The sequence below is a fragment of the Affinundibacterium amnicola genome (assembly GCF_014284275.1).
GTDB lineage: Bacteria > Pseudomonadota > Gammaproteobacteria > Burkholderiales > Burkholderiaceae_D > Undibacterium > Undibacterium amnicola.
Map to the genome: position 1 here is coordinate 249,135 of NZ_JACOFU010000006.1, position 19,617 is coordinate 268,751.

Genomic DNA, 19,617 nt, shown 5'->3' on the forward strand with positions numbered 1-19,617 from the left:
AGAAAGTGATGACGATGAACTGTGAATTATGTACGGTCGACGGCGGCGAGCTGATCCTCAAAACCGACAAGTTGCGCGTGGTACTAATCGATGATGCAAACTATCCGGGTTTTTGTCGTGTTATTTGGAATGCGCATGTCAAAGAAATGACGGATTTAGTCATCGCTGATCGCTCGACCATGATGCAAGCGGTTTGTAAAGTCGAACAAGCGATACGCGACGTGATGCAGCCGCATAAAATTAATTTGGCAAGTCTCGGCAATATGGTGCCGCATCTGCACTGGCATGTGATTCCACGTTATCAAGATGATGCGCATTTCCCGAACCCTGTGTGGGCAGCGGCGGACAGGGTTTCTGCTGAGCTTGATGCAAAACGCGCCTTATTGCCCGCATTGCGTGAAGTTCTGCGACGTGAGTTTTCGGCTTAAATTATATTCAGAAAACATTAGGTGTCGCTCCTGCGAAGACAGGAGCCCAGCGGCGTCGCTTGATTAACGCAAGACACTGGATTCCTGCTAAAAGCATGCAGGAATGACGGTAATGACGCTTGCATGAGATTCACTTAATTTCCTATCAAATAAGAAAAACATGAACCATCTACCACCCCCAATATCCCACAAAGTTCACCCAACAGCACTCAACGCCAGAACAGTATCGCGCTTGTTAGAAGTCGAGTTCGACGACGGCAAACGTTTTGAGCTGCCGTTTGAATTAATGCGCGTGTACTCACCTTCTGCTGAAGTGCGCGGTCATGGCGAAGGTCAGGAAGTTTTGCAAATCGGTAAGCGCTTAGTCAGCATTACCGGCATAGAACCCGTCGGTAATTACGCGATTAAGCCGATTTTCACCGATGATCACAGCACAGGCATTTTTACTTGGGAATATTTGTATTGGCTGGGCACCCATCAAGCAACTTTATGGCAAGACTATTTAGTACGCCTGCAAGCCGCCGGTTATGCTGACGAAGAGGGGCGTGACGCAATTCCTGCACCTAAAACGGGATCAAAATGCGGTTCATAGGTAATTTTCAGAAATTTCTACCGCAGAAATATTGCGCTAAGTCCTGATCAGATTCCCGATTCAGCTCTATAATCGCGCCTGTCGATTTCTCACAACGCGGTTTCAGTCTCGTCGACAAGTCTGAAGCAAAGCGTAGAAATCATAATCTTTCATTCTCTGCAGAGTATCAAGATGAGCGAGCAAGCTAATAAAGTAGATGGGTCGACTACCCATTTCGGTTACACCACGGTGGCCGAAGAAGAGAAAGTCCATAAAGTCGCCGAGGTATTTCACTCTGTTGCAGCCAAATATGATGTGATGAACGATCTGATGTCAGCTGGTTTGCACCGTGTGTGGAAGATATTCACAATTGCGCAAGCGGGCGTACGTCCAGGATTTAAGGTGCTGGATATCGCTGGGGGAACTGGCGACCTAGCAAAAGAATTTGTCAAACAAGCGGGCAAGACGGGAGAAGTTTGGCATACCGATATCAATGAATCGATGTTGCGCGTGGGTCGGGATCGTCTCTTGAATAAAGGTTTGATTACCCCAACCTTATTGTGTGATGCGGAGAAATTACCGTTTCCAGATAATTATTTTGATCGCGTGAGTGTTGCCTTTGGATTGCGCAATATGACGCACAAGGATCAAGCACTGGCAGAGATGCGCCGGGTTTTGAAGCCGGGCGGTAAATTGTTGGTATTGGAATTTTCTAAAGTACCAGAAGTTTTGCAAAAACCGTATGACGTGTATTCATTCAAGGTACTACCTTGGTTGGGCCAAAAAATCGCGAATGACGCGGATAGTTATCGCTACTTAGCGGAATCGATACGCATGCATCCTGATCAAGAAACCCTAAAAAGCATGATGCAAGAGGCTGGTTTGGAGCGTGTTGAATATTTTAATTTGACGGCTGGTGTGGCGGCCTTGCACACAGGGATTAAATTGTAGGGCAGTTGATTGAAACGAATTGATTGCTCGATATTTTTCAATAGTTTAAAGACGGTTTGTATAAAGTTTGCAGTATAAAAAGGAGATTTGCATGAAACATATTTTATTAAGTATCGCTTTGTTGTTCGGTGCGACAACCATGATTGTTGCCGATGCGGAAGCGCAACGTATGGGCAAGCGCGGTTCTTTTGGCCGTCAATCAAATAACGTCACGCAAAAAGCACCAGCAGCAAATGCTGCGACGCCAGCGCAGGCCGCTAAGCCAGGTGCTGCAAACGCTGCGACACCTGCGGTTCCTCCTAAACCAGCTATGCCTTGGAAAGGTATTGTTGGCGGCTTGATCGGTGGTGCACTGTTAGCTGGTTTGTTTTCTTCCTTGGGTATGGGCGGTGCTTTGGCAAGTGCCTTGGGTTCAATGTTAACTTTTGCAGCGATCGGTTTGCTTGCATTCATGGCCTATCGTTTCTTTATGCGTAGAAAAGCGGGCAACGCAGCGGCGAATGCGCCATCGATGTTTAATCAACAGCCAGCTTATGCCGGTGTGCCAAACAATAATGCCTTACCTGAAATCGGTTCACGCGTTGACTCATATACAGATAATGCACCAAAAGCATTTACGCCAGCTTCTGTCAGTACAGCAAACTTTGGCGGTGGTGATGCAGCTCCAGCTCCAGCTCCAGCGGCAAATCAGGGGAACTGGACAATTCCAGCGGATTTCGATGTGACAGGTTTCCTGCGTCACGCTAAGTCAAATTACATTCGTTTGCAGGCCGCTTGGGATCGTGGTGATATCAACGATATCCGTGAATTCACTTCACCAGAAATGTTTGCAGAAATGAAGTTGGAATTGCAAGATCGTGGTGCAGCGAAGAATGAAACGGATGTGGTGACTTTGGATGCAGAATTGTTAGGCATCGAAACACAAGCGTACGACTATGTAGCTAGCGTTAAATTCACTGGCATGATCAAAGAAGCCGGTGCGACTAATCCAGAAGCATTTGCTGAAGTTTGGAACTTAGCGAAACCAGTGAATGGTCAATCTGGTTGGTTGTTGGCTGGTATTCAGCAATTGAATTAATTGGTTGAATGTCGGTACAGCCTTGTTTTCGGACAAACTTGTATCTGATTAAAACGCTTGAAATTGGCCAGATTGAAGGTCTTTTAAGGGTTTGCTGTTAAACTAAGAACCGCGCATGATGTCATGCGCGGTTTTTTATTTTATACCTATGATTGCCACCCCCTTTATCCTGTTTGTGAATCACTTGTTAGCACAAGAACCTTGGGCTGCGGCACGCTTACAGAAACATGCCGGTAAGACTGCCTGTGTTGATGTTGAGTTATTTCAGTTGCGTGTGAAAATTGGTGCTGATGGCTTGTTGCAAGCAGCCGCCGATGAAACAGAAGCAAATGCCGATCAGGTCGTGCTGAGGATCAAGGCAGCCGATTTGCCTTTGATTGCGCAAAACCGCGAACGTGCGGTGTCCTATGTCAAGATAGAGGGCGATGCTGATTTCGCGAATGCCTTATCGCAATTAAGTCAGGATTTACGGTGGGAAGCAGAAGAAGATTTAAGTAAATTGTTTGGCGATGTGGCCGCTGTGCGCATGGTCGCAACGGGTAAAAGTTTGCTTGAAAACGCAAAACGCACACACCAAAACCTACAAGAAAATCTAGCTGAATATTTTTTAGAAGAAAACCCTATGTTGGTACGCCCACAAGCTGTGCGTGCCTTTGGTGAACAAGTGAACAAAACTCGTGATGATGTAGAGCGTTTGATGAAACGCTTGGAACGATTAGAAAAGATGAAGGTAGCAAAGCAATGATCCTAGATTCCTCAGTTGACCGCTCAATGTCGGCTTGAAAGTCGCATGAATATTAACTTTTACCCTGTTTTTACAGATCACCATTTGGGTGAGACCGCTACAGGCTCGATTACACATTTTTCCGCGCCGCTGGACTTCGTTGTTCCTCCTATCAACATTAAGGTTGCTTCGTCGTCACGCCTCGCCAGCAACGCGGAAAAACGCACACTCGAACCTGTCCAACTGAGGAATCTAGGATGATTTTAAATTCTCTACGCTTGTTTAAAATTGTTCGCATCGTTCTGAAGTACGGCATCGATGAAATTGCGATGTCGGGTTTGCGTATTCCACGCACGGCAAAGCTCATCAAAGCACTATTGTTTTGGCGCGACTTGTCCGCACCGCGTGGTGAGCGTTTGCGCAAATCCTTAGAGGATTTGGGACCAATTTTTGTTAAGTTTGGACAGGTACTGTCAACAAGGCGTGACCTGATGCCGCCGGATATCGCAAATGAATTGGCGCTGTTGCAAGACCGCGTGCCCTCGTTTGATCCTGATTTGGCGGTTGCACAAATTACTAAATCCCTCGGCGCCCATCCTGATCAATTATTTGCCAGCTTCGAACGCGTGCCAGTCGCTTCGGCGTCGATTGCGCAAGTGCATTTTGCGACCCTAAAAGATGGTCGTGAAGCCGCGGTGAAGGTGCTGCGTCCTGGTATGAAAGAAACCATAGACCGTGATGTTGCGTTGATGAAAATCGCTGCTGGCTGGTTAGAGTTTTTGTGGGCGGACGGCAAGCGTCTAAAAGCCAAAGAAGTCGTTGGTGAATTTGATAAATATCTGCACGATGAGTTAGATCTGATGCGCGAAGCTGCGAATGGTAGTCAATTGCGTCGCAACTTTGCTGATTCCGATTTACTGATCGTACCGGAAATGTATTGGGATTTATGTTCATCCTCCGTGATCGTCATGGAACGTATGAAGGGCATACCGATTTCCCAAATCGATAAGCTACAAGAAGCGGGTGTTGATCTGGCGAAGTTGTCGCGTGATGGTGTGACGATTTTCTTTACCCAGATTTTCCGCGATGGTTTTTTTCACGCCGATATGCATCCGGGGAATATTTTGGTATCGACCGAACCTGCTACTTTAGGGCGTTATATCGCGCTCGATTTTGGCATCGTTGGTACTTTGAATGATTACGACAAAGATTATTTATCACAGAACTTCTTAGCCTTCTTCCGCCGTGATTATAAGCGCGTGGCAGAGGCGCATATAGAATCAGGCTGGGCACCAAAAGAAACTCGCGTCGATGAGCTGGAAGCCGCCGTGCGCGCTTGTTGTGAGCCTATCTTTGATCGTCCATTGAAAGATATTTCTTTCGGTCAGGTCTTATTACGTTTGTTCCAAACTTCACGTCGCTTCAATGTTGAAGTGCAACCGCAACTGGTGTTGCTGCAAAAGACTTTGCTCAATATCGAAGGACTGGGACGCCAGCTTGATCCTGATCTAGATCTGTGGAAAACCGCGAAACCTTACCTTGAGCGCTGGATGAGTGAGCAAGTTGGTTGGCGCGGTTTAATGGATAAGCTGAAAGCGGAAGCGCCGCGTTACAGCCATATCTTCCCGCAATTGCCACGCCTCGCACATCAAGCTCTGAGTCGGGCAGCTGATGGTGGAAATAATGAAGCTTTGTTGGCGAGTTTGATTGCGGAACAGCGCGCAACGAATTCTTTATTGCGTGCGATTATCTATATCGGCGTTGGTGTATTGGCAGGCGTGATTTTAGCGTTTTCCTATGTGAATTTTTTCATGCTTCCAGTGGTATGACACCGCAATTTTCTCATCGTGATCCAAATGATCCTGAGTTTTGGGACGAGCGTTTTCAACAAGGTTTTACGCCATGGAATCTCGGAGCTGTGCCACTTGGATTGCGTGATTTTGTCCATAAGCTTGAGAGAGCGCAGAAAGCCGTTCCAAACTGTTTAATTCCTGGTTGTGGTCACGCACACGAAGTGGGATTTCTATCAGAAGCAGGATGGCAAGTGACTGCGATCGATTTTTCGCTTGCTGCGGTGAATACAGCAAAAGCCCAGTTGGGGCAGTCGTCAGAGCGTGTGCAACACGCAGATTTCTTTCAATTTACACCAAATGCCCCGTTAAGTTTGATTTATGAGCGCGCTTTTTTCTGTGCGTTACCGCCAGCTATGCGTGAAGCTGTGGTTGAGCGGTGGGCGAAGCTTTTGCCTTCTGGTGCGCAACTGATTGGGTATTTCTTGTTAAATGATACCGACGACCTTAGCAAAAAGGGGCCACCTTTTCATACCCATGTTCAGGAATTTTCTGCATTGATGCGCCCTTATTTTGTTTGCTTAGAAGATGCCGATGTAAGTGATTCACTTGCGGTATTTGAGGGCAAGGAGCGTTGGCAGGTTTGGCAGCGCATTTAGGATTTGCATCGACGACGTAAAAAAAGCGGATAAATTATCCGCTTTTTTCTTTCGGGTAAGCGCCGAGCTTACGCAATCATTACCAAACGCGAATGCGCTTCGCTGGCTCTACGTACATCTTGTCCCCGGCCTTTACATCAAATGCCTGATAGAACTCTGGCATGTTGGTGAGCGGACCATTGGCTCGGAACATTCCCGGTGCGTGTGAATCGGTTGAGAGCAATCGCACGGTTTCCTTGTCACGTGCCTTGCCACGCCAAACCTGTGCCCAACCCATGAAGACGCGTTGATTACCAGTATAACCATCAATCACAGGTGGTTTCTTGCCATTGAGTGACAATTGATAGGCTTTGTAGGCAATCGACAGTCCAGCGTTGTCACCAATATTTTCACCCAAGGTTAGTTTGCCATTGACTTTATAACCTTCGAGCGGACTATAGTTGGCATATTGTGCGACCAGCGCATCGGTTACTTTTCCAAAGTTTGCTTTGTCTTCGGCGGTCCACCAATCACGTAGGTTACCATCGCCGTCAGATTGACTACCAGAGTCATCAAAACCATGGCCAATTTCATGTCCTATGACGGCACCAATACCGCCGTAGTTGACCGCATCATCTGCTTCAGGATTAAAGAATGGTGGCATCAAAATCGCAGCAGGGAAGACGATTTCATTTTGACGTGAATTGTAATACGCATTGACCGTTTGCGGGCTCATGCCCCATTCGCTGCGATCAACTGGTTTGCCCAGTTTATCAACTTGACGTTGATAAGCGAATGCGCGGCCTGCTTTGATATTGCCAATCAAATCACCCTTAACGATGGACAATTGACTGTAATCGCGCCATTTATCGGGGTAACCAATTTTCGGTGTGAACTTCGACAATTTAACTAGCGCTTCTTTTTTGGTTGCTTCACCCATCCAAGGCAGAGTTTCTATGCTTTGTTTGTACGCTAACATCAGGTTATTCACCAATACTTGCATGCGTGCTTTGTTTTCAGCTGGGAAGTGTTTTGCTACATACAATTGTCCCAAGGCTTCGGACAGACTTTCTTCAACGCGACTGACACCACGTTTCCAGCGCGGTTGATTTTCTGGGATGCCACGCAGGGTTGCATTAGAAAATGAGAAATCCTGATCAACGAAGCGTTTGCTCAGATAGGGAGCATAGGCATTTAAAACGCGCCAATTGAAATAGGCTTGCCATGTTTCGACCGGCGTATCTTGGATGACTTTATTGAGGCCCGTTAAATAGCTAGGTTGACGGACGATGACAGAATCGGTTTTGCCGCCAGTTCCCATTTCAATAAAGTATTTGTTCCAGTCAAATCCTGGCAGTAAGTCGCCGAGTTTAGCGATTTCTACTTTATTGTAGGTTTTTACTGGATTGCGATTTTCAACATTACTCCATTGGATTTTCGCGATTTCTGTTTCCAAAGCCATAATCGCGCTAGCCGCTTGTTGCGCATTGCTATTGCCAGCCATGGTCAACATCTTCTCTACGTGTATTAGATAGGCATCGCGTACCGCTTTAAATTTGGCATCATCGAGTTTCAGATAGTAGTCGCGATCTGGCAAACTCAGGCCACCTTGACCGACAGTGATTGTATATTTCGATGAGTCTTTTGCATCTTGTGTGACGCCAGAACCGATAGGAGTACCAATGCTGATGCGTGACAGGTAAGCAAGCATGGCTGGTAATTCTGCTTTATCTTTGAATTGTTGAATCCGCGCAAAGTCAGCTTGTAGTGGTTTGATATCAAGTTCTTCTAAGCGAGCTTCATCCATAAAACTATTATAGAGATCCGCAATTTTTTGCTGATTGGTACCCGGTTTTAATTCTGTTTGTGTTGCCAGGCTTTGTATGATCGCCGCAGATTGTTTTGCCGACATTTCAGCCAATTGATCGAAGGCACCATAACGTCCGCGATCTGCTGGAATCTCGACGGTGTCTAACCATTTTCCAGACATGAAACGGAAAAAATCATCTTGCGGCCGTACGCTTTTATCTATCCACTGCAAGTCGATACCCGATTGTAATTTCTTGGCGGCGGCTTTCGTTTTAGTTGCTTGTTTGCTCGTTTGTTTACTATCAGGTGCTACTGATTGCGCAATGACTTGTGCACTGATTGATGACGCAAACAGTCCAGAAATAACAGAAAATAAGATTCGTTGACGCATAGTGTTCCTCTTTAATTTATTGTTTAATTTGTCGCGTGATTATTATGTTAATACGCACTAGTTCAACACGTTCTAGGAATTAGTGTGATGATTTGTGACTTATTTCAGACCATTGAGTTCATCCATAGTTCCAAATTCAATGAGCATCATTGGCTGTTTCGTTTCTTATTTAACTTGGTAATTGGTCGCTGGATTAGTGCTTGAAATGGCGAGGTTCATCGTTGCTAAATTGGGGAAGCCCAAATAGAAAAAGCCCCGGAAAAATCCGGGGCTTTTTGATCTTGCTACTTGTAGTCTCTATTTTTACAAATTAGAACTTCAAGTTGCCAGTCATGTAGACCGTGCGTCCCAAAGGATCTGTATAGCGGCCATCATATCCAACTTGATTACCACCCCCAGTATTGCGGATTGATAGTGGAGGATCTTGGTTCAATAAATTGCGAACCCCAGCAGTTAAAGTCAAGTTCTTAGACGCGTTTGCTTTGATTTGCCAGTCCAGTGTGATGTATTTTTTTACACTTCGTTCTAGGCCAGCTAAACCACCAATTGAACCATCGTCATTTACAAAACGTAACTGCGCATCGGAAGCATTAATAACTTTGTCACGATAGCCTGAACGATAGTTCATCGTCAGAGAGTTAGAAATCATATCGCTGGATTTCAATGAGAAAACCATTCTCGAAATTATCTTGAAAACGACATTATCTGATGAATCAAAGCGTCCAACACTCTTCTCTAAACCAACGCCTGGCACATCTTGCTCAGCTTTGAGCATATATGTACCAGACCAGTTAACTGATAAAGCACCGATTGGTGTGGCAGTTCTGTAAGTACTATCCCAATCGATACCTTGATAATGAGATGTCGCTAAATTCACTGGAGAAAGCTGGGCAACGATCACTTTTGAACCTTGAATCGGATCAAAATATAATTGAATGTACTTGTCCGCCAGTGCAGGTGTCGTGTAGATTTGATCTTGCGATAGTGATTGAATCTGATTCTTCAACTTCACATCCCACCAGTCTAAACCGATGGTTAAGCTCTTCATTGGTTCGAAGCGAACACCAAATGCCATTTGATCAGACTCTTCAGCCTTCAAACCAGTCGCACCCTTGTTCGCATTACCTTTAGTTAATAAGCCATATTCCTGAGCACCGCGGCAGTAAGGGAAACGATAATCTGTTGGATTTGTAATCGGGCATGGGAAGAAGCTTGAAGAGCCAGCATTTTTAACTGGATCAGCAATATTGTTCATAGTTGGTGCTTTGAAGCCTGTACCATACGATGCACGCAACAACACTGATTCTGTTGGTTGGAAACGAGCGGACAGCTTATAAGTTGCTTTTGAAACAGCATTTCCTACTTCGCCAGGTGCAGCAGCGCTACCATCCGTGTTGTAAGTAGTATTGTTTTTCTTCACTGCATCATAGCTATCATAACGAACCGCTGCTGTGATATCTAAATTTTTGATGACAGGCATTAACATTTCACCAAACGCCCCCCAGCTTTGACGGCTTGCATCTAAGTCTTGCGCTCCTGTGCCGCCACCAATCTGGGTATCGGTCCAAGATGTGTCTGGATTTTGTGGTCCTGGACCTTTGGAAATGGAACTGTATTGATCTTGATATGACTGCTTAGTGAAGTCCATTCCCATACCTAGGGATGCTTGGCCTCCAGGCATCGCGAACATTTCCTTAGAGGTATTTGCACTTAAGACGTCTATTTTCGATTTGGTGGTTAGCAAATTTTGATTCAACACCGCAGGCGCTAAAATCGAAGATGCATTAGGGTTCATGATGAATGGGTTAAATGCACCAGATTTGACTAGGGCGTTAAACTTGTTCGAGCTCATGTAGCCAGAAACAGCTTGATCTGTTTGAGTATTTTCTGAGTGCGTATAAGACGCTTTGTAATCCCAGCCCATCAAATTACTGTCAACACCTAAGACCAAATGATTGGCATCTGTTTTGTATTCATCTGCGCGACCACCCGCATCATATGCACGGAAATAGAAGAACGCATCAGTGACATCGGACGCTTTAATGCCACGTGCTGCTAACAAAGGAACGACGGTTGTATTGTAAGCACCAATATAGTTCTGGTTTACAGTTTTTGCCTTTGTAATAGGATCCATGCTGAATATCGTCAGCGGTTGAGCTGGCGCTGCATACTGTGCTCGATTTGTGAATCGTGACATCACTGCTTCGCCGAACAATGTTGTTTCATTACTTAACTTCAAACTACCATTTGCAAATATGCTATCGCGTGTTAATTTTGGAATTAAGTCAACAGTGGCAGCATAGTCATAGCGACAGAATTCACCGCGCTGAAAGGTATTTGGTCCATTACATTTGCCAGTTTTAATGAAATCTGGTGAAAATGCATCGATATTTGCGTCGTCAGGTGGCAGGTTATTGTTATAAATATCAACAACAGCAGGGATCGAATTAATACTTGTTTGGAAAATTGCGTATTTCTTTCCGCCTTCATTGAAGCGTCTTACACCCGATTTCGCGAAGTCACGTTGAGTCGCTTTTAAAGCGTCTTGCTGATCATGGGCATATGAGACCTGTAAGTTGTACCCGTCTGTTGCTAAGTCGCCAAATCCTTTGGAAATAGAGAAGTTAGAGCTACGACCACCGGCTTCTTGCGGCGCATTTAGAGTAGCTTCTACGACGAAATCTTGTTGATTTTTTTTCAGAATAAAATTGATTACGCCTGCAATTGCATCAGACCCATATAAAGTTGACGCTCCATCAGTCAATATTTCAACACGTTCGACAGCAGAAAGTGGAATACTTGCTAAGTTGACCGCACTACCAGTTCCGTATGGCGCCATGCGACGACCATTCAATAATACCAATGTGTATGCTGTTCCAATTGCGTGGATAGATGCTGTTTGTACGCCACTGCCGCCACCATTCACTGACGCGGACGAAGTAATGAAGCCCTGCATAGCTGGTAATGCCGCGACCAAATCGGCTACATTAGTAACACCACTTTGTTCGATATCCTTACGACTTAAAGTTTGTACTGGCAATGCACCTTCTTTGGCGATACGCTTAATCGATGAGCCTGTAATTTCAATACGTTGTGGTGCAGTATCTTGTGCGAATGCTGGTTGTGCGAGCATGCCTGCTCCCATTACGACGCCGCCGACAAACATCAGGCGTACTGAACGGGATAAGATTTTTTCTACCATGTTAACTTCCTCCAGTTAATGAACAACAAAATGAGTTTTTAAAACTTTTCTTGGTTTTGGGACTAATTTGGGACTAGGTTGAGATGCAACTCGATAGTGACAACAAATTAAATAAGTCTTTGCTTGCGTTATATGTTTGATAAAACCCCATTATTTTTTTCTCTTACCAAACAGGCTTTATAACGACGACAAAAGTGCTATTTAATCAACTACAGAAAAACACTCATTTGCGATAAGACCATTCGCCATGCTCCAGTGTCAAGCTGGTAAAGTCTTGTAAAATTGAAAATGTGAAGCAAGTTGAATAAGTCCAGAATAATACCAATCTGGCATTGCGTTCTATTTTATATTTTCAATAATGAAATTAAATAAAGTGCTAGTCTTATCATTGATTTCCTCTCTAATTACCGATATTTCATACGGTACTCGAAGCTAATAGCCGCGTTGAGTTTTGTTCAGAGCGGGCTTTTCTTTGCTTGTTCTTAGCATGATTGAAGAAGGTTGAAATAATATATTGGAATAATTAATTAATAACTTTAATTAATATATTTAAGTGCCTAAAATGTCGCTTTTAATAGTGTGCAGTGCGGCATTTTTACAACATCCAGTCTGTATCTAGATATATTTAATGATGTTGTAGGACATTTAGAAGGGATCTTGGCGATGTATAAATGGTATGTTTTGGCAGAATTGAAATCTATATTTTAGTCAGTTTCAACAATGTGGCTGCTAAAGTAGGGTGCTCAATTGATAGTTGTTTCTTGTACATCGATTTAAGATAAATCTTAGTAAACGACAAAGGCATGAATTTAGTTTTCCTAAATTCATGCCTAAAAAGTGAAATTGTTGATTTGTGAACGTTACAGTTCAGTACGAATCGAAAAGAGTTCAGGAAATAGCACGACATCCAGCATCTTGCGCAAATAACTGACACCCGCAGTTCCACCAGTTCCCGTCTTAAAACCGATAATTCTTTCCACCGTTGTCACATGGCGGAAGCGCCAAATACGGAAAGCTGTTTCCATATCGACCAACTTTTCAGCTAATTCGTAAAACGCCCAATGCTGTTCAGGTGCTTGATAGACTTGCTGCCACGCCATTTTGACCGAATCATTTGCGACCACTGATATGGTCCAATCTAGCTGCAGACGTTCTGCGTCAATCTTGAAGCCATTGCGCGCCATGTACATAATGGCTTCATCGTAGATCGATGGCGAGTTTAGTGCGGCTTCCAAACTCGCGTGTGCTTCTGGCGTTTTTTCGTGCACTTGCAATAAGCTGGCGTTCTTATTACCTAATAAATATTCAAGCTCACGGTACTGATGTGATTGAAACCCTGAGGAGTTGCCCAGATACGGGCGAATTGCTGTGTATTCACTAGGCGTCATGGTGGCCAATACATCCCATGCATGAACTAACTGATCCATGATGCGCGCTACTCGCGATAACATTTTGAACGCAGGTGGAAGATCGCCTAGGCGAATTTGTTGGCGAACTGCGTGTAACTCGTGCAGCATCAGCTTAATCCAGAGTTCACTGGTTTGATGCTGAATAATAAACAGCATTTCGTTATGATTTGGCGAGAGCGGATGCTGCGCTGAGAGAATTTGATTGAGACCAAGGTAGTCTCCATAGCTCATGTCTTTGCTGAAATCGAGTTTGGCGCCATGCCAAGACATCGGGCATTTTCCATCGTTTTGTGGATGATCTGTGGTCATAAATATCTCGTCTTTAGGTGTTTGTTCTGAACTGCAATTTAATGTACTTGTTGTCGTTTCTTATTGTTTCTTTGCCCTGTGGCTCAGGTTACGGCATTGCGTTGTATGTTGGCGTCATAACTTTGTGTATCGAGAGTGTCGCGCAGAATTTCTACCGCATCCCAAACTTCAGTGTAGCTGGTGTATAGCGGCGTGAAGCCAAAGCGCATAATGCCTGGTTCGCGATAATCGCCGACGACACCACGTTCGATCAAGGCTTGAATGACCGCGTAGGCATGTGCATGTGTGAAGCTCACATGGCTGCCGCGTTGTGCGTGGCCACGAGGTGTGACTAATGCTAGTTGGTGTTGCGCGCAGCGGGTTTCTACTAATTGAATAAATAAATCAGTTAAGCCTAAAGATTTTTGGCGAACTGCAGACATCGATGTTTGTGCGAAAATTTGTAGTCCAGATTCAATCATTGCTAAGGATACGATCGGCTGTGTACCGCAGAGTGCCCGGCGTATGTCTGGCGTAACGTTGAACGAAGCTTGCATTGCGAATGGTGCAGCGTGACCCCACCAACCAGTCAGCGGGTGATGAAAATCTGCTTGATGACGTTTTGGTACCCAGATGAATGCCGGTGCCCCTGGACCACCATTTAAATATTTATAGCAGCAGCCAACAGCGAAATCGGCATTCGCTTGATGCAAATTGACTTCAACCGCGCCTGCTGAGTGCGCCAAATCCCATAAGCATAAAGCGCCTTGTGCGTGCGCGATTGCAGTAACTTTTGTCATATCGTGCAGATACCCGCTGCGATAATTGACATGGGTCAGCATCACTAAGGCAGTGTCTTGGTTGATGGCACTGCTTAATTCCTCTGGACTATCTACCAAATGTAAGCGGTAGCCACGGTCTAGCCATTTGGTCAGACCTTCTGCCATATAAATATCCGTCGGGAAGTTGCTGCGCTCTGTGATGATGACTTTGCGTGTGCTGGCATCTGCTTTCTGTGATTGAATTTGTAGTGCTGCAGCGATGGCTTTAAATAAGTTGATCGACGTTGAATCGGTGATCACGACTTCTTCTTGATCAGCACCAATGAGTGGCGCAAGTAAATTACCTAAACGCGACGGCAGATCGAACCAGCCAGCTTTATTCCAGCTTTTGATGAGATCCATGCCCCATTCCTCTTCAATCACTTGCTGAGCTCGTTGAAATGCGACTTTAGGCTGCGCTCCAAGTGAATTGCCATCCAAATAAATCATACCCGCAGGGAGTTTGAATTCAGAACGTAGGTCTGCAAGTGCATCGGTTTTATCCAGCGTTAAGCAATATTGTCGGTCAATTGTCGTCATAGTATTTTTTCTTAGAGGTTAATCTGCGCGCAAAATTGCGCAAAGTGGTTTGGCTACTTGGCTAGATCATTGAAATGGCAAAATAATGAATTGGCGGATGTCGACTGTATTTGATAGTTTGCTTCATGTGCACTAGCGCATGTTTTGTTAGTTAAGCATGCAGAGTCGATTAAGTCGATATTTTATGTTGAAAATCCTGATAATTTATTGCAAATATCTTCGATATTCTTGTGAATATTAGAATATTATGGCGATTCATAGATAAAAAGTGACGGAAAAATCCATATGCAACTCGATGCCGTAGATTTAAAAATTTTGCAACTCTTGCAAGCTGACGGACGTATAAGTAATCAAGACTTGGCAGAGAAAGTATTTCTTTCGCCTTCCTCATGCTTGCGTCGGGTTCGTGCCTTGGAGGAGAGCGGTGTCATCAGCCATTATCGTGCGGTTCTCGATACGAACGTTTTAGGTTTAGAAGTTGATGCTTTCGTGCAGGTCACTATGCGGCGCGATGTTGAACAGTGGCATGAAAATTTTTCTAAGGCTCTACAAAGTTGGCCGGAAGTTGTTGGTTCTTACATCATCACAGGTGACGCCAATTATTTGTTGCGCGTACGCGCGCGCAATTTAAAACATTATTCTGCATTTGTCCTTGAGCGTTTGTATAAAACTACTGGCGTACTTGATATACGTTCGAACATCGTTTTGCAAACTTTAAAAGAAAGCACAGAACTCGCAGCCGAACTATTGAGTGAATAAGTTTGTACGTGCTTAAAGAAAACTAAATGAGATCGATAATTTATCTCGTTGTTCTCGGATCTAAGAATTCGGTACACTGCTAGCAGCTAATATCAACACGTCCTAGTATTTATCCACTCTGAGTTTATTTTCTTATGCGCTTATCCGACTACTTTAATGAACTCCCATTGATTGCGATCCTGCGCGGAATTCAAAATCATGAATGTGTAGAAATTGGACAGGTGTTAGTGCATGCAGGATTTCGTTGCATTGAAGTGCCAATGAATTCGCCGAATGCGCTTGAAAGTATTTCTCTATTGGTTCAACACTTGCCGAAAAATTGCTTAATTGGCGCTGGTACCGTGATGAATGAGCAGCAGCTTGATCAGATACATCAGCTTGGTGGGCGTTTAATCGTGATGCCACACGCTGATGTAAAGTTGATTCACGCAGCAAAGCAACGTGGCATGATTTGTACGCCCGGTGTTGCTACGCTGACGGAAGCATTCGCTGCCTTAGCGCATGGAGCCGACGCACTAAAGTTATTTCCGGCTGAAAGTGTTCCTCCCTCAGTTTTGAAAGCATGGCGTACAGTGTTGCCCGCATCTACTTTATGTTTGCCTGTTGGTGGCGTGCGTCCTGACGGTATGTCAGCTTATCTCAATGTCGGCGCGAATGGTTTTGGACTGGGCTCGAATTTATACCAAGCTGGCGACACTGTGGCACAGGTCAAAAATCGTGCAGATGCCTATGTGAATGCTTGGAAATTAATGTCCTCATGATGCTGTGTGTGACGTGATAAATATACGAAATTTTTGATGAGAAAAATGACTGCGTAATTTTTTCTACATCAAATTTTTTTGTCTGCGAGCCACTACTTTTATTTTTTCATCACCCTGTATTTCTCCATGATTTGCGTGGTCAAATCGTCGGATACTTACGTCCATATTATCGACACTATCTTCATAAAATTTTACTTGATGTGCGCTTAATTATTTGTCGCTGTTGGCTTTTTCTATTCCCATTTATTCTTTGACTTGTCGGCACTTTATCCATGCTTGCCGCCTTATGTGCACCGGTTTGCTATGTGTAACCGAACAATGCATTTCAATAATTGATGATGAGATGAAGTAACTAAAAAATAGGAGATACCAATGAGATTAACTAAGCTTGCGGCTGCCTTGTTCGCAGTCGGATTTGCATCGAGTAGTGTTGCGGCCGAGGATGATGACAAGAAGCAGGAAAAAGTACAGAAGGTTGAAGTAACAGGCTCTAGCATTAAACGTGTGAATGCAGAAACGGCATCGCCGATTCAGATCATCGATGCTAAGCAAATTGAAAGTATGGGGGCACGAACGCTGATGCAAGTGTTGGATAACTTACCAGCAGCGCGCCCGGCACAGCAAGATTTTCGTTCGATGTTTACTGGCTCTGATGGTGCTTCGCAAGCGAATTTACGAGGCTTGGGTGCGCAAGGAACTTTGATTTTATTGAATGGTCGTCGTTTGTCTTTTTATGGTGCACCAGAAGGATTTCAAACGCAATTTGTGAATATCGATGCGATTCCTGCTGCAGCAATTGAGCGCATGGAAGTGTTAACCGATGGTGCATCGGCAGTCTATGGTTCAGATGCTGTTGCCGGTGTCATCAATATCATTACAAAAAAATCTTACAACGGCTTGCAAGCGAGCGCCGCGATTGATAGTTCGCGAGATGTTAAGTCCTACGGCGAACGTCAGGCCAGTGCTTTATTTGGTTTCGGTGATTTGGCGAAAGATAATTACAACGTGTATGGTTCCGTCAATTTGTATAAACGTGATCGCATCGCATTGGAAGATACCTATCTCAAACGGCCTGCACAGTTTTATAAAAACAATCCATCTTACATTAGCAATTTCCGGATCGCCGAAGGTAGTCAGCCAGGTGTGTTAAATACCGGAACACTTTTTGTATTCGACAAAAACGCAAATAATAAACGCTATCAACAAGCGGCTTCTGGTTGTTCGACATTTATTACTGAGGGTGCTGGTACGCGCTGTATTTGGAATACTTTGCCCTATTCTTTAGATACCGGTCCGACTTCAGATCGCGCGACTATTTTTGTTAGTGGCCGTATGAATTTATCGCAAGATTGGGAAGGATTCGCTGAAGTCGCTTATACCGATATCGACATGCGTGGCGAAAATGGACCACGTTCTTTTAGCAGTGGTGGCGGGACGGCAAACTGGTATTCGCGTAACACAGGTACGACACTGAACACTTTCACGTATCCTTATTTGGGCCCGAATAATGTGTACTTGAAAAATATGAGCCAAGATTTAAAAGATAAGATGGGCGGGGCTGCTGGTCTGACCTATTTGATGCAAGATGCGCAAGGCCATTTTGGACAACAAAATACTGACAAAACTTATCGTGCAATGGCTGGGGTTCGTGGTACTTTAGGACAGTGGGATGTCGAATCCGCGCTTGCGGTGGCAGGTAGTCATTCAACTTTGTTCCAAACCATCAATGTCAATAAAGATGGCTTTGAAAAAGCTTTCGGTCCCTTCACCGTCGATCCAATCACAAAACGCACTTATATTGCGGACAATCCAGCTTATCAGTTCGGTGTCATCAGCGAGAAAAATGCTGAGTTGTTGCGACAAGCCTATCCCACTTTTGATATTCAATCGTGGACTAAATTGATTACTTGGGATGCGAAGTTAGAGGGCAGCTTATTCAAAATGTCCGGTGGCGATGCACGTGCGGCCTTTGGTGTTAATTTGATGCGCGAAGAATTTGAGACCCCCGGAAATCAAGACGCTGCTAACGGAAAAATCACCCAACAAGGTGGCTCTTGGTTTGATGGATCGCGTACGATTTCAGCGGTCTTTGCTGAAGGAATTTTTCCATTCGCTAAAAATCTTGAAGTGAATACCGCAGCGCGTATTGATAAGTATCCGAATTTTTCTGCGAACATTGCGCCTAAAGTCGGCGTCACCTATCGTCCTGTCAGTGATTTGTTAGTTCGTAGCACCTATTCACAAGGTTTCCGCGCGCCTAATTTGGCTGAATCTGGTGTGGGTGGTGTGTATGCGCAACGTGGTGGGATGCGTGACAAAGTGCGCTGTGATGAGACCAATGCAATCGCCAATTTATTGATCAAGTCAGTGACGACTACCGATCAAGATCTTGGAAAATCTTTGTTAAATTCAAACTGCAGCATCAATATCGGCGGATTGACGCCGCCAAATCCGAATTTGCAACCAGAAAAAGCCAAGATTAGTACGCTCGGTTTGGTCTACCAAGCCAGCAAGCAATTTGACGTTTCCTTAGACTATTGGTTCGTTTATCGTCGCAACGAAATTGTGCGTCAAGATTTCACCGAAGTTTATGATCAAGCTGTTGAAAAATATGGTCCTGCATTGATAGGTGCACCGAACGCTGTACGTGCACCGATCACTGATTTCGATAAAGCAAATATGGCTGCTGTGGCTGGCATGTGTGCAAATCCAGCGAACGCGACAGCATGTGCTGGCGGTGTACCAAAGTATTCTGTCGGTATTTTGGCTGGCTTAACGAACAAATACATGAATCGTGGCCGCACCATGATAGATGGTTTTGACATTGATGCACATGCACGTTTTGATCTTGGTGGATATGGCAAACTCAATTTAGGATCGTCTGCAACCATCATGAACCGCAATGCTTACAATGGTGATGATGGGTACGGATTCTCACAAAATTATGTCGGTTATTATGGGAATCCAAAATTGCGGGCGAATTTGAATGTCGGTTGGCAGTATGGTGACTTCAGTAGCAACTTGTTCGTGAATTACACGGGTGGTACAAAATGGGCTTACGACAAGAACGATGCACTGAGCAATAATCCGCAAACTTGTACGGCGACAGGAGTGGCAGTCGCACCGAATCATTGTGGCGGAGCACCTGCGTTTAAAACGGTCAATTTGAGTTTGGCTTGGACGCCAATCAAAGACTTGCGTTTGGGGATGAACATTAAAAATGTTTTAAATACCAAACCATTCTTCGATCCCTATGGCTGGGAAGGTTACAACCATAGTTTGAACTTATTTGGTCGTGTAATTAGCGTGTCGGCGAGTTATAAGTTCATGTAATCCTCGTGTTGATTCCTGTTGGGTTTCGTTTCACTCAGTCTCGATCTTCAGTCTGTGTAGGTTGAGACTGATTTAGGCGAAACTCAACAACTAATTTAACAACTAATTTAACAACTAATTCAAC

General features: G+C 44.6%; 14 protein-coding genes. 10 read left to right on the forward strand and 4 right to left on the reverse strand.

The genetic code is table 11. The features are described 5' to 3' along the window. The first annotated feature begins 8 nt into the window (after window positions 1-8). The 7 genes from H8K33_RS15280 (at window position 9) to H8K33_RS15310 (ending at window position 6,201) form a co-directional block, all read left to right on the forward strand. The gene (locus tag H8K33_RS15280) at window positions 9-428 is read left to right on the forward strand and encodes an HIT family protein (protein WP_186891913.1); all 420 of its coding nucleotides are present in this window, start codon (window positions 9-11) and stop codon (window positions 426-428) included. 160 nt (window positions 429-588) lie between these two features. Beyond that, the gene (locus tag H8K33_RS15285) at window positions 589-1,020 is read left to right on the forward strand and encodes a gamma-butyrobetaine hydroxylase family protein (protein ID WP_186891914.1); all 432 of its coding nucleotides are present in this window, start codon (window positions 589-591) and stop codon (window positions 1,018-1,020) included. Between the two features lie 171 nt (window positions 1,021-1,191). Beyond that, on the forward strand, window positions 1,192-1,950 hold the full coding sequence (ubiE, locus tag H8K33_RS15290) for a bifunctional demethylmenaquinone methyltransferase/2-methoxy-6-polyprenyl-1,4-benzoquinol methylase UbiE (protein ID WP_186891915.1): 759 nt from the start codon (window positions 1,192-1,194) through the stop codon (window positions 1,948-1,950). A gap of 91 nt (window positions 1,951-2,041) precedes the next feature. Then, complete coding sequence (locus tag H8K33_RS15295) at window positions 2,042-3,028, forward strand: TIM44-like domain-containing protein (RefSeq protein ID WP_186891916.1); 987 nt, start codon at window positions 2,042-2,044, stop codon at window positions 3,026-3,028. A gap of 148 nt (window positions 3,029-3,176) precedes the next feature. Beyond that, window positions 3,177-3,773, forward strand: coding sequence for a ubiquinone biosynthesis accessory factor UbiJ (locus H8K33_RS15300; RefSeq protein ID WP_186891917.1), 597 nt, complete (start codon window positions 3,177-3,179; stop codon window positions 3,771-3,773). 236 nt (window positions 3,774-4,009) lie between these two features. Then, a complete protein-coding gene (ubiB, locus tag H8K33_RS15305; protein WP_186891918.1) occupies window positions 4,010-5,581 on the forward strand; it encodes a ubiquinone biosynthesis regulatory protein kinase UbiB in 1,572 nt (523 codons plus the stop codon). Next, window positions 5,578-6,201, forward strand: coding sequence for a methyltransferase domain-containing protein (locus tag H8K33_RS15310; protein ID WP_186891919.1), 624 nt, complete (start codon window positions 5,578-5,580; stop codon window positions 6,199-6,201). Before ubiB ends, H8K33_RS15310 begins: the two co-directional genes overlap by 4 nt. 79 nt (window positions 6,202-6,280) lie before the next feature. Here H8K33_RS15310 and H8K33_RS15315 read toward each other — a convergent pair whose 3' ends face one another. From H8K33_RS15315 to kynU, 4 genes are all read right to left on the reverse strand, one after another. Next, window positions 6,281-8,380, reverse strand: a complete 2,100-nt coding sequence (locus H8K33_RS15315; RefSeq protein ID WP_186891920.1) for a M13 family metallopeptidase — start codon at window positions 8,378-8,380, stop codon at window positions 6,281-6,283. Between the two features lie 310 nt (window positions 8,381-8,690). Further along, window positions 8,691-11,582 (reverse strand): TonB-dependent receptor domain-containing protein, encoded by a 2,892-nt coding sequence (locus tag H8K33_RS15320; protein WP_186891921.1) that lies wholly within the window; start codon window positions 11,580-11,582, stop codon window positions 8,691-8,693. A gap of 860 nt (window positions 11,583-12,442) precedes the next feature. Next, window positions 12,443-13,300 carry a tryptophan 2,3-dioxygenase gene (gene kynA, locus H8K33_RS15325; RefSeq protein ID WP_186891922.1) on the reverse strand — a complete coding sequence of 286 codons (858 nt, stop codon included), beginning with the start codon at window positions 13,298-13,300 and terminating at the stop codon, window positions 12,443-12,445. Between the two features lie 83 nt (window positions 13,301-13,383). Continuing rightward, complete coding sequence (gene kynU, locus H8K33_RS15330; protein WP_186891923.1) at window positions 13,384-14,640, reverse strand: kynureninase; 1,257 nt, start codon at window positions 14,638-14,640, stop codon at window positions 13,384-13,386. Between the two features lie 285 nt (window positions 14,641-14,925). Here kynU and H8K33_RS15335 point away from each other — a divergent pair, with 285 nt between their 5' ends. The 3 genes from H8K33_RS15335 (at window position 14,926) to H8K33_RS15345 (ending at window position 19,493) form a co-directional block, all read left to right on the forward strand. Next, complete coding sequence (locus H8K33_RS15335) at window positions 14,926-15,399, forward strand: Lrp/AsnC family transcriptional regulator (RefSeq protein ID WP_186891924.1); 474 nt, start codon at window positions 14,926-14,928, stop codon at window positions 15,397-15,399. A 134-nt stretch (window positions 15,400-15,533) separates the two neighbouring features. Beyond that, on the forward strand, window positions 15,534-16,160 hold the full coding sequence (locus tag H8K33_RS15340; protein WP_186891925.1) for a 2-dehydro-3-deoxy-6-phosphogalactonate aldolase: 627 nt from the start codon (window positions 15,534-15,536) through the stop codon (window positions 16,158-16,160). Window positions 16,161-16,532: 372 nt separating this feature from the next. After that, the gene (locus H8K33_RS15345; protein ID WP_186891926.1) at window positions 16,533-19,493 is read left to right on the forward strand and encodes a TonB-dependent receptor plug domain-containing protein; all 2,961 of its coding nucleotides are present in this window, start codon (window positions 16,533-16,535) and stop codon (window positions 19,491-19,493) included. The last annotated feature ends 124 nt before the right edge of the window (window positions 19,494-19,617 follow it).